This window comes from Lawsonella clevelandensis, assembly GCF_001293125.1.
Classification (GTDB): Bacteria; Actinomycetota; Actinomycetes; order Mycobacteriales; family Mycobacteriaceae; genus Lawsonella; species Lawsonella clevelandensis.
The window spans coordinates 390,236-416,256 of record NZ_CP009312.1 but is presented as its reverse complement, the minus strand read 5'-3'; the positions used below and the strand labels follow the sequence as shown (position 1 = coordinate 416,256).

Below are 26,021 nucleotides of genomic sequence, written 5' to 3'. Positions count from 1 at the left end.
CCTCCAACGGGAACCCGGTGAGGGGAGTCTGCTGTTAGCTCCGCGGATGCGTCATGGCTGCTACATTGAGCGCTTCTGCCAGCTTTTCTTCGGTGATCTCACCTCGCTCCACGTAGCCAAGTTCCAAAGTGGCTTCGCGGATGGTGAGGTTCTTTTTTACCGCATACTTAGCGATCTTCGCTGCTGCTTCGTAGCCGATCACCCGGTTGAGCGGGGTGACGATCGACGGGCTGGATTCAGCAAGCTGTAGGCAGCGTTCCTCGTTGGCGACAAGCCCGTCAACGCACCGTTCGGCAAGGACACGTGACACGTTGCCGAGGATGGTGATGGAGGTGAGGAGGTTGGCGGCCATGACCGGCAGCATGACCAGCAGGTCGAAATTGCCTTGGGCGCCGGCGAAGGCAATGGCGGCATCGTTACCGATAACTTGGGCTGCTACTTGGACGGTGGCTTCCGGGAGTACTGGATTGACCTTGCCTGGCATGATGGAGGAGCCGGGCTGTAGGTCGGGGAGGGCAATCTCGCCAATGCCGGTACGCGGGCCAGATCCCATCCAGCGAAGGTCATTGGCAATTTTCACTTCGCTGACGGCAATGGTGCGCAGCATTCCCGACATCTCCACTAGGGAGTCCTGTGCGGCCTGTGCTTCGAAGTGGTTGGGGGCTTCCGCGAGTGGCAGCTGTGTGTTTTCGGCGATGAGCTCGATGACACGTTGTGAGAATCCGGCGGGGGTGTTGATACCGGTGCCTACTGCGGTACCGCCTAAGGGAAGTTCGCAGAGGCGCCCAAAGGAGGCATCAATGCGGGCAAGGCCATTGCGGATTTGCTGTGCGTAGCCGGAGAATTCCTGCCCTAGCATGATGGGGGTGGCATCCATCAGGTGGGTACGGCCAGACTTCACCACGTCTGTGAATTCTTCTGCCTTCTTTTCCAACGATAAGGCGAGGGTTTCGAGACCGGGTTTCAGGACGGTGGTGACGGCCTCTACGGCAGCGATGTGAATGGAGGAGGGGAACACGTCATTGGAGGATTGGGATGCATTGACGTGGTCGTTGGGGTGGACGGGGGTGAAGTCTGCGGGGTCTTTCCCGGCGGCATCCCAGGCGGCTTTCTTGTAGCGGGTGGCAAGTGTGGCGACGACCTCATTGGTATTCATGTTGGAGGAGGTACCGGAGCCAGTTTGGAAGATATCGATGGGGAATTCGTTGTTGTGGTGTCCGGCGATGACCTCGTCGGCAGCGGCGACGATGGAGGCGCTAGTGGCCTCGTCGATGACGCCGAGTTCGAGATTAGCGAGGGCGGCTGCTCGTTTGATCTGCCCGAGTGCGGCGATGTGGTGTGGAGTGATGGTTATGCCACTGATAGGGAAGTTCTCTACAGCCCGTTGGGTTTGCGCGGCGTAGAGGGCGTTTTTCGGTACCTTGACCTCGCCCATGGTGTCATGTTCGATGCGGTAGTCCTGGGTATCAGTAGACATTCTCTTCTCCATTGTGTGAGTGCGTGTTCCGGGGCCGGGGTGACGCGTGGTGAGCGGGGCGGCAGCCTAGGTGTGAGAGGCAGGAAGGGTATCGTGACCCGTCCTTATTAGTATAGGCTTACCTCACAGAGCAATGGTGAGGGGGGTGGCTGTCTACTGTCGAGACCCTTCAACTGCCTTCTCAAATTCCTCCATGACCTGCAGTGACGGAGGTTTGGTGAGATAGCTCACGATAATGGCGACCAGCAGATTCGCGAAGAACCCCGGGACGATCTCGTAGAGCATTGACGACAAAGCCGGGGTGAAACCCCACACTGCGACAACCACAGCACCCGTCACCAAACCGGCAATGGCTCCCTTCGCGGTTAGACGCTTCCACCACAGAGAAAGCACCACAATTGGCCCAAAGGCGGCACCAAAACCGGCCCACGCAAAAGCAACGAGCTCCAGGATGGTGTTATAGCGGGGAATGGCCAGAAGTGCTGCGATGATAGCGACCATCAGAACTGCAAAGCGTGACAGCAGAACCAATTTCCGCTGCGACACACCCTTTTTGAAAATGCCACGGTAAAGGTCCTCCACAAGTACAGAGGACGTCACTAAAAGCTGCGACGAAATCGTCGACATGATTGCCGCTAGTACCGCTGCTAACACCACGCCGGCAAGGAACGGGTGGAAGAGCATCTTTCCCATCACAAGAAAGACGGTCTCCGCCGCTTGCTTCGAACTCGTCAGCTCGTGCCCGTTGGCTTGCAAATAGGCAACACCCACCAACCCCGTAGCGACCGCACCCAGAATAGACAGTGCCATCCAGCTGATCCCTACGCGACGCCCATAGGTGGCTTCCCGCGCGGACCGCAGCGCCATAAAACGCACAATGATATGCGGTTGGCCCACATATCCCAGGCCCCACGCAAGTGCCGAGATGATCGCCACCGGAGCGACCCCCTCAACCATGTTGAGATGCTGCGGATCCGCCGCCTCAATGATGTGCATGGTCTCAGGAATCCCACCTAGCGACACCACCGCCGCAATGGGTACGGCAATAAGAGCCGTCATCATCAGAAGCCCCTGGACCACGTCGGTATAGGAAACCGCGAGGAACCCACCCACAAAGGTATAGAGCACCACCACACCAGACACAACAAGCATGCCAGTGAGATAGGAGGTGCCAAATGTCGCCTGAAAGAACGTTCCACCGGCCACCATGCCCGAGGAGACATAGAAAGTGAAGAAGAAAAGGATGACCAACCCGGAGCAGATCCGCAGCACATGCGAAGAATCATGCAGACGGTTTTCCAAGAACGTTGGGAGAGTAATGGAGTCCTGCGCCAGCACGGAATAGGAGCGCAGCCGAGGTGCGACAATCTTCCAGTTAAACCACGCACCAACTGTCAGTCCCACGGCAATCCATGCTTCGCAGAGGCCGGAAATATAGATCGCGCCGGGTAGCCCCATGAGAAGCCAGCCTGACATATCGGAGGCCCCTGCAGAGAGCGCTGCGGTAAAGGGGTGTAGCTGGCGATCAGCCAGCATGTACCCTTCGTGGCTAGTGGTCCGCCGGAAAGCATAGAGACCAATGGCGATCATCGCAACGAAGTACACAACGAGGGCGAGAATAGTCCAGAGGGTGGAAGACACGTACGAATCCTTGAGGTTGGTGGCGCAAGCTTCGGCACTAACGGCCGATTCTGTGGGTGTACAACACCCAAGGGCTTACTCTACCGGTGATGGCGCGGAGGAAAGATTTTCGGGGGACGTCGTTTGCAGGAGAGGTACAGCATAAGACCCCCACGGCCTAGAGTCTCGACTAACAGTTTTCAAACTGTGCCGTGTAAAGTTGCCACAGGGGTCGCCGCTTACAGAGTCGTCGGCCCTGTGCTTTTTACAGCTCACACCACCACAGCCTTCCCTTATCAGGCTGGATGTGACGACCCTCTGCTAGGAGCTCTCTTGTCGCAGAAGCATGAATTCCGCAATGTAGCCATCATCGCCCACGTTGACCATGGGAAAACCACCCTGGTCGATGCGATGCTGGAACAATCCGGTGTCTTCTCCGCGCACCAAGAAGTCACCGAACGAGTGATGGACTCCGGGGACCTTGAGCGAGAGAAAGGCATCACCATTCTCGCCAAGAACACCGCTGTGCACCGCCCGGGGCAGGCGAAAGATGGGGGAGACCTGGTTCTTAACATCATCGATACCCCAGGACACGCCGACTTCGGTGGCGAAGTTGAGCGCGGCCTCAGCATGGTGGATGGTGTGATTCTGCTAGTGGATGCCTCCGAAGGCCCCCTCCCACAAACCCGCTTCGTGCTACGAAAAGCACTTGAAGCCTGCCTGCCTGTCATCATCGTCGTCAACAAAACTGACCGGCCTGACGCCCGCATTGCTGAAGTTGTCGACGAATGCCAGGACCTCCTCCTTGACCTGGCGTCTGACCTGTCCGACGAAAGGGCCATTGCCGCCGCGGAAGCGCTCCTCGATACCCCCACTGTCTTCGCATCCGGTCGTGCCGGCGTCGCCTCCCTGGAAATGCCGGAAAATGGTGCTCTCCCCAACTCCGACAATCTCGAGTGCCTCTTTGACCTCATCACCAAGATCATCCCAGAGCCCACGGGTGACGCTGACGCGCCACTGCAAGCACATGTGACCAACCTGGATGCCTCCAGCTTCTTGGGCCGTATTGGTCTCGTCCGCATCTACAACGGCACTCTGCGGAAAGGCCAGCAGGTCGCCTGGATTCACACCACTCCCGAGGGTGAGCAGATCACCAAGACTGCCAAAATTACCGAACTGTTGAAGACCTTCGGTGTAGAGCGGGAACCCGCCGCCGAAGCCGTGGCCGGCGACATTGTCGCTATCGCCGGCATCCCCGAGGTCATGATTGGTGACACTCTCGCAGACCTCGACAACCCTGAACCGCTCCCGACGATCATTGTCGACGAGCCGGCAATCTCTATGACTCTCGGCGTCAATACCTCGCCGATGGCTGGCCGCAATGGAGGAACCAAGCTCACCGCCCGTATGGTGAAGGACCGTCTGGACCGCGAGCTGGTGGGCAACGTCTCTCTGCGTGTCTTCCCCACGGGACGCCCCGATGAGTGGGAAGTGCATGGGCGTGGCGAAATGGCGCTCTCAGTACTCGTGGAAACAATGCGTCGTGAAGGGTTTGAGCTCACCGTGGGTAAACCCAATGTGGTGACGAAGAAAGTAGATGGCAAAATCTACGAACCCTTCGAAAACACCACCATCGACGTGCCGGAAGAACACCTTGGTGCGATCACCCAGCTGATGGCGGCACGCAAAGGCCAAATGGACAAAATGAGCAACCATGGCACCGGCTGGGTGCGCATGGAATTCACAGTTCCCGCCCGTGGCCTCATCGGATTCCGCACGGCCTTCCTCACCGAAACCCGCGGAACCGGCATCGCTAACTCCGTTTCCGCAGGCTACGCACCCTGGGCGGGGGAAATTCGCGCTCGTCACTCCGGTTCCCTGGTGGCAGACCGGGCTGGTCAGGTGACGGCCTACGCACTGCTGCAGTTAGCAGACCGCGGTGATTTCTTCGTCACCCCTGGCGATGCTGTCTACGAAGGTGTCGTCGTAGGGGAGAATCCCCGCCCGGAGGATATGGATGTCAACATCACCAAGGAAAAGAAGTTGACGAATATGCGCTCTTCCACCGCAGATCAGACCGAAACTCTCGCCAAGGCACGTACGCTTAGCTTAGAAGAAGCAATGGAGTTCTGCGCTAACGACGAGTGCGTGGAAGTAGCCCCGAATGCCATTCGCGTCCGCAAGGTTCTTCTTTCCGCGGCTGCTCGCGGACGTGCCCGCGGGCATCTGAAACACACCATGTAACACCAGGAGGAACAGTGCGACGGCGCCTTACCCAAGCAGCTGTCCTGTGCAGCACGCTGACTCTTCTCGCCGGCTGTATGGCCAAAGCACCGAATGCACAAATTGGGCAACCCGCCCCGAGTGTCAAACCGGGCGGTAACGATGTTCTGGGACTCGTCACCGACCAGTTAGAAGCGGGTTTTAATCCACATTCCGCGGGAGACCGCACCCTCACAACAGATATCGTAGCGAGTCTTACTCTCCCCAGTGTGTTCCTCCCACGTCCAACCGAGGGAACCACCAGCCAGACTACGGATCTCGATTCCACCACCTGGATTCTTAACAAGGCCCTAGTACGCTCTGCAAAGGTCACCAGTAAGGAACCTTTCCAGGTCACCTACCAGATTCAGCCAGGCGCACAGTGGGGTGGAAGCCCCCCGGTTCCAGTAGAGGCCCGCGACTTTAGCTACCTCTGGCGAGTCATGATGAACGCCCCGGAGATCGATACCACGGCCGGCTATGACCTCATCACCTCGGTGGAGGGAAAGAGAGGCGGAAAAACTGTCGTCGTCACCTTCACACGCCCCTATGCCCAGTGGCGCACGCTTTTTCAGCATTTGCTTCCCTCCCAATTCCTGAACGACATTCCCGGGCTATCCCAGCTCCAGCAGACCATTCCGTACTCGGCAGGTGCTGCCACCGTTCGCTCGGTGGACCTGGAACGGGGCCAAATTACCCTCATGCCGAATGACAAGTTCGTGACGGGTGCCCGCATGGCCTCGGACTCTATCCGGATCCAACGCCAAAACACCTCGGACCAGATCGCTGAGGGGCTGCGCTCAGAAATCGTTCAAGCAGGCTACGTCCAGGGCGACTCCCTTACCCCCACCCGGCTAAATGCTGTTCCCGGCGTCAGCGCCACCTATGTATGGCGGCCCCGTCAGCTAGTTGTCTCAGTTAACGCAGCGTCCTCCCTGGTAGGGGGACAACCCGCCGTCTCTCGCGCACTCCTCAGCCTCATTGATGTGCCACTGGTGGCACAACTGGCCTCAAATCGGCTCAGGAGTGTTGTTAGCGGTGATGTTCCGGCGGTCGCAGTTCCCCATGTCATCACAGTCCCGCCCCAACGCACCGGCGTCTACTCTGTGTCGCCCAACGAACGAGAACCTGGAGACCATGGAATAGAGGTTCTACGCGATGCAGGGTGGATTCGGCACGAACGGCGCATTACCACTCCGCAAGGGCACAATCGTGCCCTTGTTATCGGCACTGTGCGAGGCGATGTAGAAGCGTTGGCTGCCGCCACCGCTATTGCTGATCAATTAAGCCAGGCTGGTTTCCCCGCCATTGTGCAGGACACTACGGCTGCCGACCTTTACGGATTCTGGTTACCGCGTGGCAAAGTCGACCTGGTGTTGGGGTGGCACACCACCGATCAGTCGGTTATTGCCAGCGTGTCGAGTCGTTTCCACTGCGCCACCGGGGACACAGTACGTTCGGCTCCGGCCCGCATTCAGTCCGCGCAACTCGATCCACTTGCCTCTTCTGCAATGGGAAACGACTATCGCCGCGAAGAGATCTCTGCACAGATATCCGCGGCCAAAGACCACCAAGGGTCCGATCCACAGACCGGCAAAACCCTGCAGGTGCTACGAGCTGAATATGATGCTGCCCCAACAAAAGAGGCTGGAAAGCATGCAGACCAGCCGCGCACTCAGCATGTCCAACAGGGCAGTCGTGGAGCCAACGCGTCGGGTACCTGCGATCCGGAGCTGCAAGCGCTCGTTCGGGATATGCGACGAGCGACCGACCCGCAGCCGCCAGCTGCACAGGTCGCGCTAGCTAAGCCATTCCTGCACAAAATTGAGCAGCGGCTTTGGGAACTCGGGCTTATCCTCCCCATTTGGCAGGAAACACTGTTGGAAGCACGCGGTGCGCGCATCTCTAACCCCACCCCCGAGCCGCTGGAAACGCCGTCGTTGGGATTCTTCTACAACGTCTCCCAGTGGACCGTCACCCCCACTGAACAAGAGAAAGCAGTCCAATAATGCCCGCATCATCCTCCTTGACAGCAAACGTGGGGGAGGAGCCGCTGCGTATCCTTGCTATCCACGCCCATCCTGATGACGAAACCCTCTACACCGGGGGGACTCTTGCCGCCTACCGTGCAGCCGGTGCCGAGACAGCAGTACTGACGTGCACGCTAGGTGAAGAAGGCGAAGTTATCGGGCCGACCTATGCACAGTTAGTTGTCGCGGCAGGCGGAGCTGACCAATTAGGTGGTTACCGCATCCATGAACTGACTGGGGCGCTCCAGGCGCTGGGCGCCGGCACTCCACATTTCCTGGGGGGAGCAGGCCACTTTCGCGATTCTGGAATGTTAGGCACTCCCGCTAATGACCACCCGCGGGCATTCCTCGGTGCAGACCCGGAGTACGTCGCAGAGTTGATGGCCTGTTGGATCCGGTGGATGAGGCCGCACATTGTGCTGGTCTATGACGATGCGGGTACTTACGGACACCCCGACCATATTCGTGCTCACCAATGCGGCGTTCGTGCCGTGGACAAAGCCGCCCAGCAGGGTGACACCAGCGTGGCTCAGCTGAGCGAGGCAGGTCTGCTAGCGGACCCACAGTGGTGTGCGGACTACCAGACGCATCATCACATAGTTCTCGCTCCTGGTGAGTTACTGGATGTAGGGGATGATGCGCTGTCAGCGGCCTGGGATGTTCCACTGGTCTACTGGATGATGCAGTCTGAACAGCGGGTGACTGTAGGCTTGGCAGACATTGCCGGCGCTATTCCCGCACAGTGGACGCTGCCTGCTGCCCGCGATATTTTTGCTACTGACGATGCTGCTGCCACACATAACGTCACCCTGGATAGTGCGGCCTATGCCGCCAAAATAGCTGCCTTGCAGGCACATGCAACACAGGTGACGGTTTATCAAGCACCCCAGGGGCCAGTGTCCTTCGCCATGTCGAATAACATTGCACAGCCTCTGCTACAGACAGAAGAGTTCCGGCTGGTGCGGCAATCTCGCCATGTTGACGTCGCCGACTCCACCGATATTGCAGCTGGGCTAGCAGCTATTAAACTGGATACCGACTCTGCCGAGTGGCAGCCTTGTGACGAATCGGGTGTTTCACTACGCCCACCCCAAACACGCTAGCCCTAGCGTACTGATCCGGAAAGGAAAGACATCGTGGCATACGTTATCGCGCAACCTTGTGTTGATGTTCTCGACCGCGGTTGTGTGGAAGAGTGCCCGGTGGACTGCATCTACGAAGGTGACCGCATGCTCTACATCCACCCCGATGAGTGCGTTGACTGCGGTGCCTGCGAGCCCGCCTGCCCTGTGGAAGCCATCTTCTATGAGGATGACGTTCCGGACGAATGGTCTGAGTACACCCAGACTAACATCGACTTCTTCGAGGAATTGGGTTCCCCGGGTGGAGCTGCCAGTGTTGGCCGCACCGGTACCGACACCGACTTCGTTTCCTCTCTGCCCCCACAAAACGAAGGCGAGTAACGTCTATGCCCAACGTACCCCGCACACGGACCCCTGTCGCTGCGGGTCTCCCCGTCTTTCCCTGGGACACGCTAGCCGAGGTGCGTGACCTCGCGGACCATCATCCAGATGGAATCATCGATCTCTCGGTTGGTACCCCGGTCGACAATGTCGATCCCCTTATCCAGAGTGCTCTAGAAGAGTCCGCAGAGGTCGCCGGCTACCCACAGACTATCGGTACTGAAGATGTTCGTCAGGCCTGTGCAGATGCGCTGACCCGCCGTTACGGCACAATCGACCTCGATCCAGCTACCCAGGTGCTTCCCGTCATTGGGACGAAGGAACTTATTGCCTGGCTGCCCACCCTCTTGGGTTTGGGGGAGAAGCACACTGTGGTGATCCCGGAGATCGCCTACCCAACGTATGAAGTTGGTGCGCTTTTGGCGGGCTGTTCCGTCGTGCGAGCTGACGGGACTGCACAGGTGGGGCCGCTGACCCCAACCCTGATGTACCTCAATTCCCCCTCAAACCCCACCGGTAAGGTGCTTCCCGTCGAACATTTGCGGAAGGTGGTTGATTGGGCGCGTGAACGCGGCGTGATTATTGCTTCAGATGAGTGCTACCTGGGTCTTTGCTGGGAGGGGACAGCTCCCTCCATCCTCGATCCGGAAGTATGCGGTGGCGACACCCGTAATCTGCTTGCTATTCACTCGCTGTCGAAGACCTCCAATATGGCAAGCTATCGATCCGGATTTGTGGTGGGTGACCCTGAACTTGTCGGCGAGCTCCTCGCAGTGCGGAAGCATGCCGGACTGATGATGCCGACGGTGGTACAGCACGCCAGTGCCGCAGCGCTCCGAGATGACCGCCACGCTGCTGAGCAGTATGACCGGTACCGACACCGCCGCGACATGCTGAAGACGGCACTCGAATCGGCCGGTATACAGATTGATGAGTCCGCTGCGGGGCTTTACCTGTGGGCCACAAATGGCACTCCTTGTCGGGAGCTGACCCACTGGTTTGCAGAGCGCGGTATCTTGGTAGCCCCCGGTGAGTTTTATGGTCCGCGTGGTGGTGAGCATGTGCGTATTGCTCTCACCGCCTCTGATGAGCGTATTGCCGCAGCCTGTAGCCGCCTGCGTGCCGAGACGGTCTAGTAGTGCGGGACGGTCGCCACATCGCTCGAACTGAGCCGAATCGCTCGAACTGAGCCGAACTGAGTACACGCCTGCCGCATGGTGTATTGCGTGCAGACTCTTGCAGACGACACCACAGAAAAGGCCGGCTTACCCCCATAAGCAGGGTAAGCCGGCCTTTAGTCTACCTGTCTTAGAGATTGTTTAGCGGCCTAGGAGGTCGTTTTATTGATTGATGCGCTAGGGACTGAAGGGACTTCCACTGGGTGTCGCTTCCGCCAAGCATGGTTAATTGCCCCGAGCACCGTCAGCAAAATGACGACGACAATGGTGGCGAAGAGCTGATTGCGAGTGGTCTCATCTGTGAACATGAGGACGGTGAGACCAGCCATCAAAGCGAGAGCAAGCCAAGTGAGGTAAGGGTAGGCCCACATTCTGACGCTTAGAGAACCCTCCTTTTCGAGCTCAGGCCGCAGCTTCAGCTCGGAGATGGCAATGGAGGCCCATACCACCAGGAGGATTGCGCCCACAGAATTGAGGAGGAAGACGAGCAGCCCGGGTAGTTCAAGATAGTTCAATCCCACCGAAACGAATCCGAAGAAGACGCTGATGAGCAGCGCATTGATGGGAACACCGGTACGTGAGATCTTGGTGAGAGCCTGCGGTCCGTGACCACGCTTGGCAAGGGAGAACATCATCCGGGAGCTGGCGTAGATTTGGGCGTTAAATGCACTCAGCAACGAGAGCACGATGATCGCTTCCATGAATATAACGACTCCCGGCAGGTTGGCCTGCTGGAGCACTGCCGTGAAGGGGCTCTCTGCGGCGTTTTCCGCACCCTGCAGTTGATCCCAGGGTAGCAGGAAGGTGATGACGAGGACTGAGCCTAGGTAGAACACGGAGATGCGGAAGATGACGGAGCGCACTGCCTTCGCAATGGAGAGGCTGGGGTTGTCACACTCAGCAGCAGCAATTGTGACAATTTCGATACCGCCAAAGGCAAAGGCGACAGCTAGCAGACCGGCGGCGATACCGCTCCAGCCCTTCGGCATGAAACCACCGCGGCCAAGGAAGTTGGTGAATCCCACGGGTTCGGTTCCTGGTAGCAGACCGAATATCAGCAGTACACCAATGATGAGGAAGAGCACGATGACGGTGACTTTGATGGCCGCAAACCAGAACTCAAATTCGCCAAAGCCCCGCACCTGCGCAAGATTCACGATGGTAAAGAAGATCATGCAGACGAGTGCGGGAATCCAAGGCGAGCAGTGGAACCACTGCCCTATAATGCTTGCTGCCCCCGTCATTTCCGCACCCAGTACGAGAATGAGCATGAACCAGTAGAGCCAGCCAGTGACGAAGCCCCCGGTCCGTCCGAATGCCATCTCCACATAGGTGGAGAAGGAGCCACTGGCGGGGCGAGCGGCGCTGAGTTCACCCAGCATCTGCATGGTGAGCACCACGATGATGCCTGCTGCGACATAGGAGATGAGAATAGCGGGGCCTGCGGCATGGATGCCTTGGCCGGTACCTAAAAAGAGACCAGCGCCAATGGCGGAACCCAACCCCATCATGGTGAGGTGTCGAACCCGGAGACCTTGCTGTAGTCCAGTTCCACTCGCAGAAGTGCTGGATGCTGCTGCCTGCGACGCAGAAGTGGAGTTGTGGGGAGACACAGGGGTGGACTCAGCCATGAGACCTTCTTAGGGGCTAGTTGCTATGGAGGCTGTCGTTCAGCTCGCTCCCAACTTTGCCATATTTCACGGCTTCAATGGCACCCGTGAGTGAATTTCGACGGAACAGGACATTGTTGCGTCCGGCCAATTCTACCCCTTTGACCTCGATAGGTTCGCCATCGAGGTGGCTCACAACTTTGGCACCGGCAGTGATGTAGAGGCCGGCTTCCACCACGCAGTCGTTACCGAGCGGGATACCTAGGCCGGAGTTGGCGCCTAGCAGACACCGTTCGCCGATGGTGATGTGCTGGGTGCCGCCACCGGACAGCGTGCCCATAATGCTGGCGCCACCGCCGATATCTGAGCCGTCACCAACTGTGACGCCCTGAGAGATGCGGCCTTCCACCATAGAAACACCGAGAGTGCCGGCGTTGAAGTTGACGAAGCCTTCGTGCATCACCGTGGTACCTTCGGATAGGTAGGCGCCCAGGCGGACACGGTCGGCATCAGCAATACGAACGCCGGAGGGGATGACGTAATCGACCATGCGGGGGAAGCGGTCGACGCTGTAGACGGTGACGGGGCCACGCTGGGCGAGTTTCAAGCGGGTGATGTCGAAGTCATCTACTGTGCAAGGGCCAAAGTTGGTCCACACCACATTCTGTAGAACCCGGTAGAGAGTTTTGAGGTTGATGGTATTGGGTTTTACCAGGCGATGGGAGAGGAGGTGCAGCCGGAGGTAAGCGTCATAGGCGTCGATCGGCGCGGCGGAGAGGTCGCTGATGACTGTTTCCACGGCGATGCGCTCTACGTTGCGGGCTGAGTCGTAACCCAGTAGATGTTCCCAGCTGGGGTTGAGGTCGTCGGGAGTGAGCTTGTGGGTGTAGCCTTCGCCGCCGGTGGACTCTTGCAGAACCGGGTCGATGTACCAGGTATCCAAAACTATTCCGTCGGTGGTGACGGTCGCGATTCCGCGCGCAAACGCTCCGTGTGTGGTCATAGAATTTAGCCTACTGTACTGGTGAAATGTGTGCTAGTCCACAAGTTACGGCGTCGTTAACGATAAAGTGAACACTCGCCGGACACTCCTTAAACACTCTTGGTGGCCGTAGACTGAGAGAGTGACAATGGAAATCCCCATGATGCTTGACCCCCGCCGCGACCCGATCTCCCTGACACAGGACTTCGTCGATATTCCCTCCGAGTCCCAGGATGAGGCTGCTATTGCTGATGCGGTTGAGCGAGGTCTCCGCACTATTGTGCAGACCGAGCACCCTACGGTGACTGTCGATCGTATTGGCAATTGTGTAGTCGCCCGAACGCACCGGGGACTCCCCACCCGCGTAGTGCTCGCCGGACACCTGGATACGGTACCGATCGCCGAGAACGTCCCCAGCCGGCGCGCGCCAGGAGACCAAGGACCAGACTGTATCCACGGGTGCGGCAGCGTCGACATGAAGTCGGGCGATGCTGTTTTCTATCACCTCTTCTATGCGCTAGCCGACGACCCAGCGTTGCAACAGGACATGACTCTCGTCTACTACGACTGTGAGGAAATCGCCGCCCGCTTTAATGGGTTGGGAACCCTCCAACGCGAGTACCCAGAGCTCATTAAAGGAGATATGTCTATCCTCGGAGAGCCGTCCGGTGGGTGGATTGAAGCAGGCTGCCAAGGAACTATGCGTATCCGCATCGAAGGACACGGGGTTCGAGCGCACTCTGCCCGTGCCTGGAGGGGAGAGAACGCTATTCATGCCCTTAGTCCCGTACTTGCCAAACTTGCCGCCTATGAAATGCGGGAAGTCGAGATCGACGGATGCGTCTACCGGGAGGGACTCAATACCGTGCGGATGGCTGGCGGCGTTGCCGGAAACGTCATTCCCGATGAAGCCTGGGTGGAAGTCAACTTCCGTTTCGCCCCCGACCGCAATGAACACGAGGCCTTAGCCTACGTGTGTGATACTCTCGGGCTGTCTCTAGACGGTATTACCGACACTACAGCAGGAACTCGCCAAGACACCGTCACCAACGCTCTTACCTGGGAAATCCTTGATATGTCGGGTGGTGCCCTGCCTGGTCTGTCAGCACCCGCAGTAGCCCCGCTCGTTGCGGCAGCAGGTGGTAAGGTTCGTGCCAAATTCGGGTGGACGGACGTTTTTCGCTTCGCTGCGATGGGGATGCCATCAGTGAATCTGGGGCCGGGGGACCCCTCCTTAGCACACAAACGTGACGAACATTGCCCGGTGGAGCACATTACCGAGGTCACCGAGATTATGCGGACCTACCTCACCACCCCTCCAGAAAAGGAATAACCGTGAAAAGCACGAACTCCAACCACAACGCCATGTACCAGTCTGCTGCCTCCTACATGCGAGGTCCAGTGTTGCGGCGGCGTACTCAGGTGCAACAGGGTGGGTCGACTACCGACTCGCGATTGCTGCAGCCCCAACCTGACGTGGATTGGCTGCACACCGACCCCTGGCGTGTCATGCGTATCCAGTCGGAGTTCGTGGATGGCTTCGGTGCCCTCGCGGAGATGCCCCCCGCCGTCAGTGTGTTCGGATCCGCCCGGACGACGGAAGAAAGCAAGTGGTACCAGGCCGCTCATGCGGTGTCAGGCGAACTGTCAAAGGCAGGCTATGCTGTCATCACCGGTGGAGGCCCGGGGGAGATGGAAGCGGCAAATAAAGGTGCGGTGGAAGCAAAGGGCTTCTCCGTCGGTCTGGGTATTGAACTACCGTTTGAGCAGAAGCTCAACCACTGGGTCGACCTCGGCATGAACTTCCGCTACTTCTTCATTCGGAAGACGATGTTCGTCAAGTATTCGCAGGCCTTCGTCTGCATGCCTGGAGGCTTCGGTACCCTCGATGAGCTTTTCGAAGCCCTCACTCTGGTGCAGACCAAGAAGATCTGGCGCTTCCCCATCGTGTTGTTTGGAACAGAGTTCTGGGGACCGCTGATGGACTGGATTACCTCCACGCTGCTGGAGGAGGGCATGATTTCTGCGGGTGACGAGAATCTGCTGTACCTGACTGACTCTCCCGAGGACGCGGTTCGGCATATCATTGAGGTTCACCAGCACCAGGTTGATGACTTCGAAAACACTTTGGCGTATGAGGATGACGGCGTGTTAGAAGCTACGCTGGAAAAAGAACGCGCTGAAGAAGCAGAATCGGAATGACAGAAACTTCTCACTCCATCTCTCCAACTGTAGGTAGTGACAGTACCGGCGTGCGCTTGTGGCATGACCGTACCGTTATGCGTCCTACCTGGACATTAGAGGAGCTAATAGCGACTAAAGGGGAGCATTGCGTTTCCGTAGTGATCCCCACTCTCAATGAGGGAGCCCACATCGGTGCCGTCGTGGAGTCGGTTGTTCCCTACGTAGGTGGTCTCGTGGATGAGATCATCGTCATCGACTCAGCTTCTACTGACGATACGGTGGAGCAAGCGTGTACCGCGGGGGCGACGGTTCGGCAACTCGCCGAGATACTTCCCGAGGTGCCTGTGCGGCTGGGGAAGGGAGAATCGCTGTGGCGAGGTGTGGCAGCCTGTCGTGGCGACATCATCGTCTTCCTCGATGGTGATTTGCGACGCCCCGATCCGTGCTATGTGCCGTGGTTGGTGGCTCCCTTGTTGCTTGATGGAGCTGCGTTGCCACCCGGTGATACGGCTCTCTACGGTACCGGAGTCACACCCCGCATCGACATGGTGAAAGGTTTCTATCGCCGCCCGTTGGGAGACACTCGGGATGGGGGAGGACGGGTCACCGAATTGGTTGCCCGTCCCCTGCTGGCGTCCCTCTGCCCTGAAGCACGCTTTCTTATTCAGCCGCTGGGGGGTGAATACGCGCTGCGACGACATGTGGCGGAACGTCTACCGTTTGCGGCCGGCTACGGCGTGGAGATCGGACTCATTATGGATGTGGTGGCCCTGTGGGGTGCCGACCGCATCTGCCAGGTGAATTTGGGGGTGCGAGAGCACCGTAACCGTCCCCTTCACCAACTTGGCCGCATGTCGCGAGAGGTCGCCGATACAGTCCTCCGCAAGGCTGGGATGACGCCTGAAGACGCACCCTTGGTACAGTTCGCTGCCGCGGGACAGGATTCCATCAGCTATACCACGTACCAGCCAGTGGAGATTGCGGTGCTAGAAGAGGACCGTCCCCCGCTGGTGACGGTACCCTCGTATGTAGTGGCTCAACAGTCCGTTGCGGCTGGCGAGGGAATTCAGAGGAGGAGCTTGTGGGCGTAGGTGCGTGGGTGGCGATCTGTATTGTCGTCGGTGTAGTTGGTGCCGTGGCGACGTTTCTCTTGACCACGTGGGGCTTCCTTCCCAAACAGCGGAGTTTGCCGGAGCTGCCCCCCACCGCAGAGACATTTCTTCCCGCCCGCGATATTCGTTCCGTGGATGTGGAGAACCTTCGGTTCCACACGGAAAAGCGGGGTTACGATCGCCGTGAAGTGGACTGGGCACTGGCCCGCGTTGCCGCAGAGTTTGCCCGTCTCGAAAGCCGAAGCACGCCCTCTGACAAGCAAGAATAGCTCAACAACATTGGCATTTCCCCTTGAAATGAGAGACAATAAAGGCCGAGCATATTTCGAAAATAGGAGGAAGCACGGCATGGCGGCAATGAAACCTCGCACTGGCGATGGGCCCATGGAAGCTGTCAAGGAAGGCCGCATGATCATTATGCGTGTCCCCCTGCAGGGAGGTGGCCGTCTCGTTGTCGAGCTGACCCCTGATGAGGCAGCTGAACTTGGCCAGGAGCTGTGCAACGTCGAGGCCTAACACAGACTTGTCACAATGTCCGTCGGAAATCCGGCGGACATTGTCGTTTCTGAAGAGGCATATCGAGAAGGAATCGCATGCTAAACGATGTCGTCACCTATTTAGCTGATCCGTTGACGGGAGAACCACTGTCCTGGAGCAGCGACGACCAGCGTACACTTACCACCCCTTCTGGACGCTGCTATGACGTCGCTAAACAGGGGTTCGTCACCCTCTTCGGCAGTGGACGTAGTTTCCCAGGGGATACTGCTCAGATGGTTATGAACCGCGCTGCGTTCCTTGCCAGTGGTCTCTACGAGCCACTGGCAAAAAGAATAGCCTCGGTGGCCGCCACGCAGCTTACCGATACTACTGGGCAGCCAGTGCTCGTCGATATGGGGGCAGGGACGGGCTATTACACACAGGCGATACAGAAGGCGTTGCCGGAAGGAGCCGCTACTATCGCTGCTGATATTTCCACCCCGGCAGCGAAGCGGCTGGCCAAACTGCCCGGAAAAACAGGAGCCCTTGTGGCTGACGTGTGGCAGCGTTGGCCGTTGCAGGATGCGTGTGCAGACCTGGTTTCCCATATTTTCGCGCCACGACATCCTGCCGAAGCAGCACGTGTCCTACAACCAGATGGGGTACTTCTCATCGCTACCCCCACCCAGGAACACCTGCAGGAACTCGTTGCCGCAGGGATCGCTGTCCACGTTGATGAGCAGAAAATAGCCCGTTTGCAGCGGGGGCTAGCAACAGATTTTGTGGAGACGGCATGTGAGCGGTGCGAGTGGGTGCTGACACCAACATCCCAACAGATTGAGCAGATCATTACGATGGGACCATCGAGCTACCACAATGACGCCGCACACCTGGCATCGATGGCAGTGGACCTGGCAAGCATCGCTCACCAGGTCCACTGCTCAGTAGAGATTCGTTGCTATCGGCGCAAGGATTCGTAAAGATCGCACGTTTGCTTGGCGATAGCCCGCCAGGAGAAGTCATTGACGGCCCGCAAACGGCCAGCTGTACCCATACTGGTAGCTAGCGTCGCATCAGACACCACCGCGTTCACGGCCGCAGCAAGATCATGTTGGAACGTAAGCGGATCCATCTCATCGTAGTGGACCAAGGTGCCGGTGGAACCATCCACCACCACCTCCGGGATACCGCCCACATCGGAGGCAACGACAGCGGTATTGCAAGCCATTGCTTCCAGGTTGACGATACCGAGCGGCTCGTACACAGAGGGGCACACGAACACAGACGCGGCACTGAGGACCTCCACCACCTGGTGGTGGGGCAGCATATCTTGAGCCCAGAAGATGCCGGGGCGGGATTCCTGCAGCTCCTGGACAGCAGCTTCTGTCTCGGCTTTGATCTCCGGAGTGTCAGGGGCGCCCGCGCAGAGGACGAGCTGTACGTCGGGGGCAAAGTCGTGGGCTGCGGCAAGCAAATGTTTTACGCCCTTTTGCCGGGTGATACGGCCCACGAACGCGACAATCGGAAGGTCTGGGTTTACTCCGAGCGCGGTGAGTAGTGAGTCCTCCCCAGCTTCCTCAAAGGTGGGGGAAGGCTGCCAGGCTTCGGTATCAATGCCGTTCAGGATGACGTGCACTTTGTCGGGATCAACTCGCGGATAGGTACGGAGGATTTCCTCCCGCATCTTGGAACTGACACCGATGATCGCATCGGCGTATTCGATGGCGTTCCTCTCCGACCACGAGGAGATACGGTAGCCGCCGCCGAGCTGTTCTGCCTTCCAAGGGCGGGAGGGCTCCAAGGAGTGCGCCGTCACCACATGGGGAATACCGTTCAGCTGGGCGGTAAGATGGCCAGCAAAGCCGGTGTACCACGTGTGGGTGTGGACAACCGCAGGGTCGGTGTTGCCTGCCTGGTGAGCCATACGCAGCTGCGTTGACAGCATAGAGATAGAGGCGTTGGCGTCTGCCAACTCGGGATCGGGACCATACACGTAGGCGTCCTCACGGGGTGCGCCCATACAGTGCACGTCAACATCACAGAAACTACGGAGGTTTTTGGCTAGCTCGGTGACGTGTACGCCTGCACCGCCATAAACCTCGGGGGGATACTCTCGGGTCATCAATGACACTCGCATAGCTCAAACGGTACTCGACTAGCTGCGGTGCAGCGACCACTTTTGTCCATTTTGAAAACTCTTTCTTTGTCGTCGCAGAGTTTTTCACAAGCAGAGCAGCTGCCCAATCTATAGGGCATCCGGTGCACCAACAGAACCCGAGCGAGAAAGCAACTAATGTTGTCTATAGGCTAAATTCCTGGCAACCAGAGAAAAAGGGGGTTCCTTCTGCGGATAAGTACAGTAATTTTGAAAATGTGATTGAGCAGCCCCATGTCCTTTGTATTGTCCTAGCCGGTGGCGAAGGTAAGCGGCTCTACCCGCTTACTGCTGACCGGGCGAAGCCTGCAGTTCCATTTGGTGGTAACTACCGATTGGTGGACTTCGTGCTATCTAACCTCGTGAATGCGGGATACAATCGTATCTGCGTTTTGACACAGTACAAGTCACATTCACTTGACCGTCACATTGCGCAAACATGGCGTATGACTGGTATTACGGGTGGATACATTGCTCCGGTGCCTGCCCAGCAGCGCCTCGGACCCCGCTGGTACACCGGTTCGGCTGATGCCATCGCTCAATCGTTGAACCTCGTCTACGACGAAGAGCCCGACTACATCATCGTGTTCGGTGCTGACCACGTGTACCGCATGGACCCACAGCAGATGGTCGAGCAGCACATCAAATCCGGTGCTGGAGTGACAGTGGCCGGTATCCGCGTTCCGCGCAAAGATGCGACAGCGTTCGGCTGCATTGAGGCTGATGAGAATAACCGCATTACGGAATTCCTTGAAAAGCCGGATGAACCGCCCTGCACCCCGGATGACCCCGATGCTACCTTTGCTTCGATGGGCAACTATGTCTTCAGTACCAAGGTACTGCTCGACGCCATTAAGGAAGACAACGTCAACGAAGACTCTAACCACGATATGGGCGGCGACATCATCCCCGCCCTAGTGGAAAAGCAGCAAGCATACGTCTACGACTTCAGCAACAACTACGTGCCGGGCGAGACGAAACGTGACAAAGGCTACTGGCGAGACGTTGGTACCATCGACGCCTTTTATGAGGCCCATATGGATCTCGTCTCCGTGTACCCCGTCTTTAACCTCTACAACGAGCGCTGGCCTATCCGTTGTGGGCGCGAGAGCCTGGCCCCCGCCAAGTTTGTCAACGGCGGTATCGCGCAGGAGTCCATTGTCGGAGCAGGGTCGATCATCTCGCAAGCCACCGTACGTAACTCGGTGATCTCTACCAACGTCCGTGTTGATGAAGGTGCCCTGGTGGAAGGCGCGGTCCTACTTCCCGGCGTCCATGTAGGCAAGGGGGCAGTGGTGAAGCACTGCATTCTGGACAAGAATGTGCAGGTTGCGCCGGGCGAGGTTATTGGTATGGATAGCGAAAGCGACAAAGCGCGCTTTAATGTTTCCGCCGGCGGAGTGGTTATCGTCGGTAAGAATGAAACGATCGGCACCTTAGGAGATTAGCCAATCCGTCGGCCAACGAACCCCCGATCATAGCAGAGGGTAGTTAGCACACTAATGCTCCCCACCCCCCGTCAGTCTTCTCTATGATATGTCCGCGCCTCGTACCAGCTGATGGATACAACGCTTGGTTCGTTTGGGTGCACTATGCGTTTATTTCCGGCGAGCCACCGTCATGCCCGCATCGAGCGGGATGCGGAAGGCATCAAAGTCCTCTGTTTCGGCCAACATATCAGCCAAGGTGGCGGCTGCAACCGCCGCATCGTCGTCGGCGTTCGTTGCCTCTGCTGGGTCCATCGATTCCAGGAAGCGACCACCTGCCAGTGAATTAGGCAGGAGCAGAATTCCGCCAGAGCGGAGGAGTCGGGCTGAGGTCTCGACAAAAAGACCGAGTTGATCGGCGACATCTTCGACGAAAACGAGATCGTATGCGCCATCGGCAAGACGGCTCATCACATCGAGAGGAAGCCCGGTGATGGGACGCAGCAGGACTCCCGCAGGCTTTTCCTCCCCATAGCGTTGCCGTGCGTGTTCGACGAGTTCAGGTTGTGGATTGACGAGCGTGACTACGCCACCACCGGGCATACCGTGGGCGATGCTGAGAGCTGCTACCGCTCCCGAGTAGGAGACCACGGCGGCCGTTTTTACACCAGTTAGTAAGGTCACCATTGTGACCGCTTCGGAAGCAATAGGAGAGAGCGGTGTCAGTGCCATCTCCAGGCAGTCATGCCGTGCTTCGCTAAGAGTGGGAGTTTCAATAATGCTGGACACAATGGAATCTACGAGCTCAGTCACGTTTTCAGCTTAACGAGATTACTTCTACAGGGGAGGGTAAAACACCCAGCACGCTCTAGTTTGTGCAAATAAATACAGTGTGACGAGCGGTTTTAGAACTCACAGAGAAAACACAGACTAATTCCAGTGCTCTCGCAAGGCTCATCCCGATACTCATAGTGTCCGCTTCGATCCCGTTGGGGTCCGAGCGAGGACACCGGAAAGGACACATAACGATGATCACGATGCCCAAGCGATCCGCGGTAAAAACCCGCGCTCTGGCATCGACGAGTGCAGAGGATAAGCGACGGACTGCCACCGCCTCTGCTCCCCCCATCGCCAACGCTTCTGCCAGCTCTGCTGCTCCTTCCTTGGAACGGTGGGATGACATTGTGCGCACATACGCCGATTCTGTTTACCGGCTTGCGTACCGGCTGAGTGGCAACGTTCAGGACGCGGAGGATCTCACCCAAGAAACGTTCATCCGAGTGTTCCGCTCGCTGGACCGCTACCGTCCCGGCACCTTCGAAGGCTGGCTGCACCGCATCACCACTAATCTCTTCCTGGACCAGGTTCGGCACCGTTCCGTAGTCCGCATGGAGGCGCTGCCGGAGGACACCGAGCGGGTTGGCTCCAATTCTGTCGGACCCGCAGCTCTCATGGATGACAAACTGCTTCATCCCGACCTACAGCGGGCGCTCGACACCCTCTCCCCGGATTACCGTGTTGCTGTCGTCCTTTGTGATATCGAAGGGCTCCGCTACGAAGAGATAGCTGACCTTCTTGGGGTCAAGATTGGCACAGTGCGTTCCCGCATCCACCGTGGACGTGCACAGTTGCGCGCACAATTAGGGAATGTTCGCCCCGTACTCGGCTAAGAATTCTGGAAGACGCCTTCGCTGCTAGCTTGCGTCAAGCTCCGTATACTCGACATGTACGCACAAAATCTCCCCGAGGATCTTCTCGAGGCTGCTGGCGAAAGGTGGGTTTGGGGCCATATGACCGCATCATTCGGTTCCACCGAGCATCTTTCTGAAGAAGCTATCACCGCCTATGTCGATGATGCCATGCCTAGCTATGTTCGTATTAGGACAGAGCGTCACCTGTGTGAGTGCTCAGAATGCCGAGCACTTGTCGAAGAGCAGCGGCAAGCGCGTGAACAGCTCCGGCACGCCAACGAACCATTGGGTACTCCGGGAACACTGCTGCGTAAACTCAATGCCATCCCCGCTAACGATGCTGTTCTCCGCAATATTGCTGCTACTCAGGGTTATGCTGCCGCTACCCAGTATGCCGTTGAGAACGATATGGTGAGCTCCCTACACACAATCGCTCAACAGGGAGAGATCCGTGCAGAATGGCGGGCGTTAGGCGCGTATATTCGTGTGCATATTCGCAATGTCACCCACTGTCTTTCAGCGAAGTGGCAGCGCGGCTTTAGGAATGAGTGAGAGCGGTAGAAGAGCGTTATGTTTAGCAATGTTGGGTGGGGTGAAATTCTTGTCATCCTGGTTGTGGCAGTGGTTATTTTGGGGCCGGACCGGCTGCCGGAAGCGACCCGTCACCTTGCCAAAGGACTTCGTAAACTGCGCGACTGGGCAAATAACGCACAAGGCCAGCTCAAAGAGAATGTTGATGAAGATTTTGGAGACCTTAAAGACCTCCAAAAACCCGTCAAGGAGATCGCACGTATCAAAGCGATGGGTCCCAAAGCAGCTGCAGTTCACTACCTTCTCGACGATGATGACTCCATTTTGGATGTTGATCTCGGAGTTAAAGACCTCACGTTCGATTTGAAAGAACTGACGGGTCTTAATGAACTCGACGAGTCTCCCTTCCAAGCCGCGCCCGAGCAGCCGGTACGCGGCCCCCACGAGTCTGCTATTGATGCCTCCTCAGGGGCGACGACGCACGTTCATGCCGACCCTGCTTCCGCACCGACAGCAGGCTGGAGCGGGCCGGTATCGACTCCACAGCAGGCTGCGTTTAGCTCAGACAGCCTAGCGCACTATCGTCCACAGCAGAGCACGAGTGGAACTGTTGCGCCGGGAGTACCGTTGACCGTCGGCGATAGCTGGGAGGAAGCAGGCGCCGACGAGGTGGAAATCTCTTTCGACGACGAAGACTAACGGGGTAGCAGAGAAGGTCTCTCTGCTACCCCGTCGCGGTGTATCTAAAGTTCTAATTCGGATTGATCCCGAGGGACTGGCCTACCAGGCTCTGCCGCTGCTGTAGGAGCTGGTCTACGATGGAAGTGAAAGTCTGGGCCACGGTACTCTCTGGATGGGTGAGGACGATAGGCGTGCCCTCATCGCCGCCCTCCCGCAGGCGGACGTCCATGGGTACCTGGCCCAAGACATTGACCCGGTATCCGAGGATGCGAGTGAGATCCATGGCGACAGTCATGCCGCCGCCGCTGCCAAACATTTCCACTTTCGAGCCGTCGGGCAGTTCCATCCAGGACATATTCTCGATAACGCCAGCAACGTTCTGACGAGTCTGCTTGGCCATCATGCCTGAGCGCTCAGCGACTTCTGCGGCAGCAGTTTGCGGCGTGGTCACAATAAGCAGCTGTGAATTTGGCAGTAGGGACGGGATGGAGAGTGCAATATCGCCAGTTCCGGGAGGAAGATCGAGGAGAAGGAAGTCGAGGTCTCCCCAGTACACATCGGTAAGGAATTGCTGGAGCGCACGGTGCAGCATTGGGCCTCGCCATACTACGGGAGCGTTGCCAGCTGTGAACTGGGCAATGGAGATGCACTTTACGCCATGTGCTTCTGGCGGCATCATCATGTCATCAACTTTGGTGGGGGACTGTGTCGAGCCCAGCATAGGGGGGACGGAGTGACCGTAGATATCGGCATCGAGAATGCCCACCTTGAAACCGCGCTGTGCTAGGGTGACGGCCAGATTGACGGTTGTGGAGGATTTTCCGACGCCACCTTTGCCCGAGGTGACAGCATAGATGGTGGTACGGTTGCCCGGCTTATTGAAGGGGATCTCTTTTTGCGCGCCGGGGCCTTGGAGCTTGTGCCGCATCTCTCGTCGCTGTTCGTCTGTCATCACCCCGATAGTGACGTCTACTCCGGTCACGCCTGCAACGTGTGACACTGCGGTGGTGACGCCTTCGCGGATGGCAGACTGCATGGGACAGCCTGCAATAGTGAGAAGGATTTTTACGGAGACGCGCCCGTTGTCGGCAATGTCAACATTGTCGACCATGCCCAAATCGGTAATGGGGCGGTGAATCTCCGGATCGTGAACAGTGGCAAGGGCAGCTTGTACTGCGTCGAGAGTTACAGCGGTCATAGGCTCTAGTGTAGCGAGCCGAGGGAAGAGTTATCGAGTGGGCTCGCTGTGGGCGTTAGTGGCGTCAGCAGGGGGATGCAGACGGTCTGGGGTGCTGTCCGTGAGCTGGGTTGCATCCGCAGTTTCCGGCCCTGTAATGGCGGTTGCGGGCGTTGCCGTCACTTGTGTAGCAGCAATTTTCTCCAAACGAGAACTCATCTGCTCCAACATTTCTCGCATCTCATCAAGTTCGTGGCGCATATAGTCGCGAGTCGCTGTCTCGCCGACGGCAATACGGACGCCAGCCAACTCGCGAGCCAGAAACTCGGTATCAGCCTTCGTCTGGGCGGTACGTTCGCGGTCTTCTTGCAGACTTACCCGGTCCCGGTTCTCCTGGCGGTTTTGTGCCAACAGAATGAGCGGTGCGGCATAGGCTGCTTGAGTGGAGAAAGCGAGGTTGAGGAGGATGAAAGGATAGGGGTCAAAGGCGTGGCGGGCAAGCACAATGTTGAGAACAATCCATCCCACTACGAAAACGGTTTGATAGGCCAGATATTTGCCGGTGCCCAGAAACCGGGCGACCACCTCGGCACCACGGCCCACGGCCTCTGTGTCGAAGATCCGTCGACGGCGTCCACTGAGCTGGGGGATGTCGAGGCGGGTGCGGTTATCGGCCATCATTGACCTCCCTTACTGCCATCTCCTCTTCGCGCCAGTCTTCGGGAAGAAGGTGGTCCAAGAGATCGTCCACGCTAACGGCACCGAGCAGATGTCCGGTGTTGTCAATAACCGGGCCGCAGACCAGGTTGTACGTAGCGAGGTAACGGGCGACGGCTTCTGTGGAAGCGTCCGGGGTGAGGGCGGTGAGGTTGGTGTCAACGTAGTCGCCGATGAGTGTGGACGGGGGTTCGCGGAGAAGCCGCTGCGTATGTACAACACCCAAATATTTGCCGGTTGGTGTTTGCGTAGGGGGACGCACGACGTACACCAATGAGGATAGGGCAGGTGAGAGTTCCGGGTTGCGCACATGGGCGAGGGCTTCTGCCACGGTGGTTTGTGCGTTCAGGATGATGGGTTCCGGGGTCATGATGCCACCGGCGGTATCAGGGCTGAAGGTGAGGAGTCGGCGTACCGTGCCGGCGTCCTGTTTGTTCATGAGGTTAAGTAGCCGTTCTGCTTCCTGGTCTGGCATTTCGCCAAGTACGTCGGCCGCGTCATCTGGGTCCATGGCTTCCAGAACGTCCGCGGCGCGGGGCAGAGGGAGGGCGGTGAGGAGGTCGGTCTGGTCATCGTCGGGGAGTTCCTGCACGATGTCGGCAAGGCGCTCATCATCGAGGACGGTGGCGAGTTCGAGACGCCGCTTCTGCGGCAGATTGAGGATGGCGGAGGCCGCATCGGCCGGACGCATGTCTTCGTAGCGATGTGCGAGGACAGTGGCGTCTTGCCTATTATTGAGGACGCTGGCATTGGAAAAACCGCGGATGAACTCCCATTCGACCAGGTAAACGGCACCGCGGCGAGAGAAGGGGCCGGTTCTGCGGCGCACCGCCAGTCGTGACACTACCCAGTCGCGACTGCGAGTCTGCTCGATTTCCACATCCGTCACGACAGCTTGTTTTCCGTCGAGTTCTTCGATTTCGGGGTCTCGCACCTGTACGAGTGAATCGACCATTTCGCCCAGTACTTGAATTTCGGTGGGCTGTTGTTTGAACGAGCGTACCGTGACATTACCGGTGACAAGCGTGACGGCAGAGCCGGAGAAACTGGCTACACGCAACATGGGGAGGAAGATACGGCGGCGGTTGAGGAGCTGGATGACGAGTCCGACAGCGCGGGGGAAGGAGGTGGGGTCTTGCAGGGTAAGGACGACGTCTCGGACACGACCGACGGATTCACCATCTGGGCCAAGCACGACAAGATTGTCTAGCCGTCCCACGAAAACACGGTTGGGTGAGCTCATGACT

Annotated in this window: 24 protein-coding genes; 15 read left to right on the top strand and 9 right to left on the bottom strand. The window is 57.9% G+C overall.

What is annotated here, in order from left to right:
- Positions 1–34: 34 nt before the first annotated feature.
- Positions 35–1,477: a class II fumarate hydratase gene (locus IY73_RS01830; protein WP_053961560.1), complete on the bottom strand. Its 1,443-nt coding sequence runs from the start codon at positions 1,475–1,477 to the stop codon at positions 35–37.
- 153 nt (positions 1,478–1,630) lie between these two features.
- On the bottom strand, positions 1,631–3,118 hold the full coding sequence (putP, locus tag IY73_RS01825; RefSeq protein ID WP_053961559.1) for a sodium/proline symporter PutP: 1,488 nt from the start codon (positions 3,116–3,118) through the stop codon (positions 1,631–1,633).
- A 312-nt stretch (positions 3,119–3,430) separates the two neighbouring features.
- On the opposite strand from putP, the gene typA reads away from it, so the two are divergent.
- The 5 genes from typA to dapC are packed head-to-tail and all read left to right on the top strand — an operon-like array spanning position 3,431 to position 9,988.
- On the top strand, positions 3,431–5,341 hold the full coding sequence (gene typA / locus IY73_RS01820) for a translational GTPase TypA (protein ID WP_053961558.1): 1,911 nt from the start codon (positions 3,431–3,433) through the stop codon (positions 5,339–5,341).
- A gap of 14 nt (positions 5,342–5,355) precedes the next feature.
- On the top strand, positions 5,356–7,368 hold the full coding sequence (locus IY73_RS01815; protein WP_053961557.1) for an ABC transporter substrate-binding protein: 2,013 nt from the start codon (positions 5,356–5,358) through the stop codon (positions 7,366–7,368).
- Positions 7,368–8,492 carry a PIG-L family deacetylase gene (locus IY73_RS08525; protein ID WP_053961556.1) on the top strand — a complete coding sequence of 375 codons (1,125 nt, stop codon included), beginning with the start codon at positions 7,368–7,370 and terminating at the stop codon, positions 8,490–8,492. Before IY73_RS01815 ends, IY73_RS08525 begins: the two co-directional genes overlap by 1 nt.
- Positions 8,493–8,525: 33 nt before the next feature.
- Positions 8,526–8,852 (top strand): ferredoxin, encoded by a 327-nt coding sequence (fdxA, locus tag IY73_RS01805; protein ID WP_053961555.1) that lies wholly within the window; start codon positions 8,526–8,528, stop codon positions 8,850–8,852.
- Positions 8,853–8,857: 5 nt separating this feature from the next.
- The gene (dapC, locus tag IY73_RS01800; RefSeq protein WP_053961554.1) at positions 8,858–9,988 is read left to right on the top strand and encodes a succinyldiaminopimelate transaminase; all 1,131 of its coding nucleotides are present in this window, start codon (positions 8,858–8,860) and stop codon (positions 9,986–9,988) included.
- A 191-nt stretch (positions 9,989–10,179) separates the two neighbouring features.
- On the opposite strand, the gene IY73_RS01795 is transcribed toward dapC, so the two are convergent.
- A complete protein-coding gene (locus tag IY73_RS01795) occupies positions 10,180–11,541 on the bottom strand; it encodes an amino acid permease (RefSeq protein ID WP_053962646.1) in 1,362 nt (453 codons plus the stop codon).
- 136 nt (positions 11,542–11,677) lie between these two features.
- The gene (gene dapD, locus IY73_RS01790; RefSeq protein ID WP_053961553.1) at positions 11,678–12,643 is read right to left on the bottom strand and encodes a 2,3,4,5-tetrahydropyridine-2,6-dicarboxylate N-succinyltransferase; all 966 of its coding nucleotides are present in this window, start codon (positions 12,641–12,643) and stop codon (positions 11,678–11,680) included.
- Positions 12,644–12,770: 127 nt separating this feature from the next.
- Here dapD and dapE point away from each other — a divergent pair, with 127 nt between their 5' ends.
- The 6 genes from dapE to IY73_RS01765 all read left to right on the top strand — a co-directional run bounded on the left by dapE (position 12,771) and on the right by IY73_RS01765 (position 17,375).
- Positions 12,771–13,955, top strand: a complete 1,185-nt coding sequence (dapE, locus tag IY73_RS01785; protein WP_053961552.1) for a succinyl-diaminopimelate desuccinylase — start codon at positions 12,771–12,773, stop codon at positions 13,953–13,955.
- A 32-nt stretch (positions 13,956–13,987) separates the two neighbouring features.
- Positions 13,988–14,824: an LOG family protein gene (locus IY73_RS01780; RefSeq protein WP_053962645.1), complete on the top strand. Its 837-nt coding sequence runs from the start codon at positions 13,988–13,990 to the stop codon at positions 14,822–14,824.
- Positions 14,821–15,897: a glucosyl-3-phosphoglycerate synthase gene (locus IY73_RS01775; protein WP_082345301.1), complete on the top strand. Its 1,077-nt coding sequence runs from the start codon at positions 14,821–14,823 to the stop codon at positions 15,895–15,897. The genes IY73_RS01780 and IY73_RS01775 overlap by 4 nt, the downstream gene beginning before the upstream one ends.
- Entirely contained in the window at positions 15,888–16,187 is a 300-nt protein-coding gene (locus IY73_RS01770) for a DivIVA domain-containing protein (RefSeq protein WP_053961551.1), read from the top strand. The genes IY73_RS01775 and IY73_RS01770 overlap by 10 nt, the downstream gene beginning before the upstream one ends.
- Positions 16,188–16,266: 79 nt before the next feature.
- Positions 16,267–16,434, top strand: coding sequence for a DUF3117 domain-containing protein (locus IY73_RS08025; RefSeq protein WP_064503641.1), 168 nt, complete (start codon positions 16,267–16,269; stop codon positions 16,432–16,434).
- Positions 16,435–16,511: 77 nt separating this feature from the next.
- The gene (locus IY73_RS01765) at positions 16,512–17,375 is read left to right on the top strand and encodes a methyltransferase domain-containing protein (protein ID WP_053978743.1); all 864 of its coding nucleotides are present in this window, start codon (positions 16,512–16,514) and stop codon (positions 17,373–17,375) included.
- Here IY73_RS01765 and glgA read toward each other — a convergent pair.
- Positions 17,354–18,532 (bottom strand): glycogen synthase, encoded by a 1,179-nt coding sequence (glgA, locus tag IY73_RS01760; RefSeq protein ID WP_053961549.1) that lies wholly within the window; start codon positions 18,530–18,532, stop codon positions 17,354–17,356. The two genes, IY73_RS01765 and glgA, sit on opposite strands and share 22 nt — an antisense overlap.
- 236 nt (positions 18,533–18,768) lie before the next feature.
- Here glgA and glgC point away from each other — a divergent pair, with 236 nt between their 5' ends.
- On the top strand, positions 18,769–19,998 hold the full coding sequence (glgC, locus tag IY73_RS01755; protein ID WP_053961548.1) for a glucose-1-phosphate adenylyltransferase: 1,230 nt from the start codon (positions 18,769–18,771) through the stop codon (positions 19,996–19,998).
- A 150-nt stretch (positions 19,999–20,148) separates the two neighbouring features.
- Here glgC and IY73_RS01750 read toward each other — a convergent pair whose 3' ends face one another.
- The gene (locus IY73_RS01750) at positions 20,149–20,790 is read right to left on the bottom strand and encodes an O-methyltransferase (protein WP_053961547.1); all 642 of its coding nucleotides are present in this window, start codon (positions 20,788–20,790) and stop codon (positions 20,149–20,151) included.
- A 224-nt stretch (positions 20,791–21,014) separates the two neighbouring features.
- Here IY73_RS01750 and sigE point away from each other — a divergent pair, with 224 nt between their 5' ends.
- The 3 genes from sigE to tatB all read left to right on the top strand — a co-directional run bounded on the left by sigE (position 21,015) and on the right by tatB (position 22,898).
- The gene (gene sigE / locus IY73_RS01745; protein WP_390175777.1) at positions 21,015–21,647 is read left to right on the top strand and encodes an RNA polymerase sigma factor SigE; all 633 of its coding nucleotides are present in this window, start codon (positions 21,015–21,017) and stop codon (positions 21,645–21,647) included.
- A gap of 120 nt (positions 21,648–21,767) precedes the next feature.
- Positions 21,768–22,220 carry an anti-sigma factor family protein gene (locus tag IY73_RS01740; protein ID WP_053978742.1) on the top strand — a complete coding sequence of 151 codons (453 nt, stop codon included), beginning with the start codon at positions 21,768–21,770 and terminating at the stop codon, positions 22,218–22,220.
- An 18-nt stretch (positions 22,221–22,238) separates the two neighbouring features.
- A complete protein-coding gene (gene tatB, locus IY73_RS01735; RefSeq protein ID WP_053961545.1) occupies positions 22,239–22,898 on the top strand; it encodes a Sec-independent protein translocase protein TatB in 660 nt (219 codons plus the stop codon).
- A gap of 52 nt (positions 22,899–22,950) precedes the next feature.
- On the opposite strand, the gene IY73_RS01730 is transcribed toward tatB, so the two are convergent.
- From IY73_RS01730 to IY73_RS01720, 3 genes are read right to left on the bottom strand one after another with little or no spacing between them, the layout of a single operon-like run.
- A complete protein-coding gene (locus tag IY73_RS01730; RefSeq protein ID WP_053961544.1) occupies positions 22,951–24,078 on the bottom strand; it encodes an Mrp/NBP35 family ATP-binding protein in 1,128 nt (375 codons plus the stop codon).
- 30 nt (positions 24,079–24,108) lie between these two features.
- Positions 24,109–24,738, bottom strand: coding sequence for a DUF1003 domain-containing protein (locus tag IY73_RS01725; RefSeq protein WP_390175766.1), 630 nt, complete (start codon positions 24,736–24,738; stop codon positions 24,109–24,111).
- The gene (locus IY73_RS01720) at positions 24,725–26,017 is read right to left on the bottom strand and encodes a magnesium transporter MgtE N-terminal domain-containing protein (RefSeq protein WP_053978741.1); all 1,293 of its coding nucleotides are present in this window, start codon (positions 26,015–26,017) and stop codon (positions 24,725–24,727) included. Before IY73_RS01720 ends, IY73_RS01725 begins: the two co-directional genes overlap by 14 nt.
- Positions 26,018–26,021 lie beyond the last annotated feature (4 nt).

What these genes read in the sequence shown, in the direction of transcription:
- IY73_RS08025 (WP_064503641.1), top strand. Translation starts at nt 16,267, where the DNA reads ATGGCGGCAATGAAACCTCGCACTGGCGATGGGCCCATGGAAGCTGTC.
- glgA (WP_053961549.1), bottom strand. Translation starts at nt 18,532, where the DNA reads ATGCGAGTGTCATTGATGACCCGAGAGTATCCCCCCGAGGTTTATGGC.
- IY73_RS01730 (WP_053961544.1), bottom strand. Translation starts at nt 24,078, where the DNA reads ATGACCGCTGTAACTCTCGACGCAGTACAAGCTGCCCTTGCCACTGTT.
- IY73_RS01740 (WP_053978742.1), top strand. Translation starts at nt 21,768, where the DNA reads ATGACCGCATCATTCGGTTCCACCGAGCATCTTTCTGAAGAAGCTATC.
- tatB (WP_053961545.1), top strand. Translation starts at nt 22,239, where the DNA reads ATGTTTAGCAATGTTGGGTGGGGTGAAATTCTTGTCATCCTGGTTGTG.
- IY73_RS01765 (WP_053978743.1), top strand. Translation starts at nt 16,512, where the DNA reads ATGCTAAACGATGTCGTCACCTATTTAGCTGATCCGTTGACGGGAGAA.
- dapD (WP_053961553.1), bottom strand. Translation starts at nt 12,643, where the DNA reads ATGACCACACACGGAGCGTTTGCGCGCGGAATCGCGACCGTCACCACC.
- sigE (WP_390175777.1), top strand. Translation starts at nt 21,015, where the DNA reads ATGCCCAAGCGATCCGCGGTAAAAACCCGCGCTCTGGCATCGACGAGT.
- dapC (WP_053961554.1), top strand. Translation starts at nt 8,858, where the DNA reads ATGCCCAACGTACCCCGCACACGGACCCCTGTCGCTGCGGGTCTCCCC.
- IY73_RS01830 (WP_053961560.1), bottom strand. Translation starts at nt 1,477, where the DNA reads ATGTCTACTGATACCCAGGACTACCGCATCGAACATGACACCATGGGC.
- IY73_RS01775 (WP_082345301.1), top strand. Translation starts at nt 14,821, where the DNA reads ATGACAGAAACTTCTCACTCCATCTCTCCAACTGTAGGTAGTGACAGT.
- IY73_RS08525 (WP_053961556.1), top strand. Translation starts at nt 7,368, where the DNA reads ATGCCCGCATCATCCTCCTTGACAGCAAACGTGGGGGAGGAGCCGCTG.
- IY73_RS01795 (WP_053962646.1), bottom strand. Translation starts at nt 11,541, where the DNA reads ATGATGGGGTTGGGTTCCGCCATTGGCGCTGGTCTCTTTTTAGGTACC.
- IY73_RS01725 (WP_390175766.1), bottom strand. Translation starts at nt 24,738, where the DNA reads ATGATGGCCGATAACCGCACCCGCCTCGACATCCCCCAGCTCAGTGGA.
- IY73_RS01780 (WP_053962645.1), top strand. Translation starts at nt 13,988, where the DNA reads ATGTACCAGTCTGCTGCCTCCTACATGCGAGGTCCAGTGTTGCGGCGG.
- dapE (WP_053961552.1), top strand. Translation starts at nt 12,771, where the DNA reads ATGGAAATCCCCATGATGCTTGACCCCCGCCGCGACCCGATCTCCCTG.
- IY73_RS01720 (WP_053978741.1), bottom strand. Translation starts at nt 26,017, where the DNA reads ATGAGCTCACCCAACCGTGTTTTCGTGGGACGGCTAGACAATCTTGTC.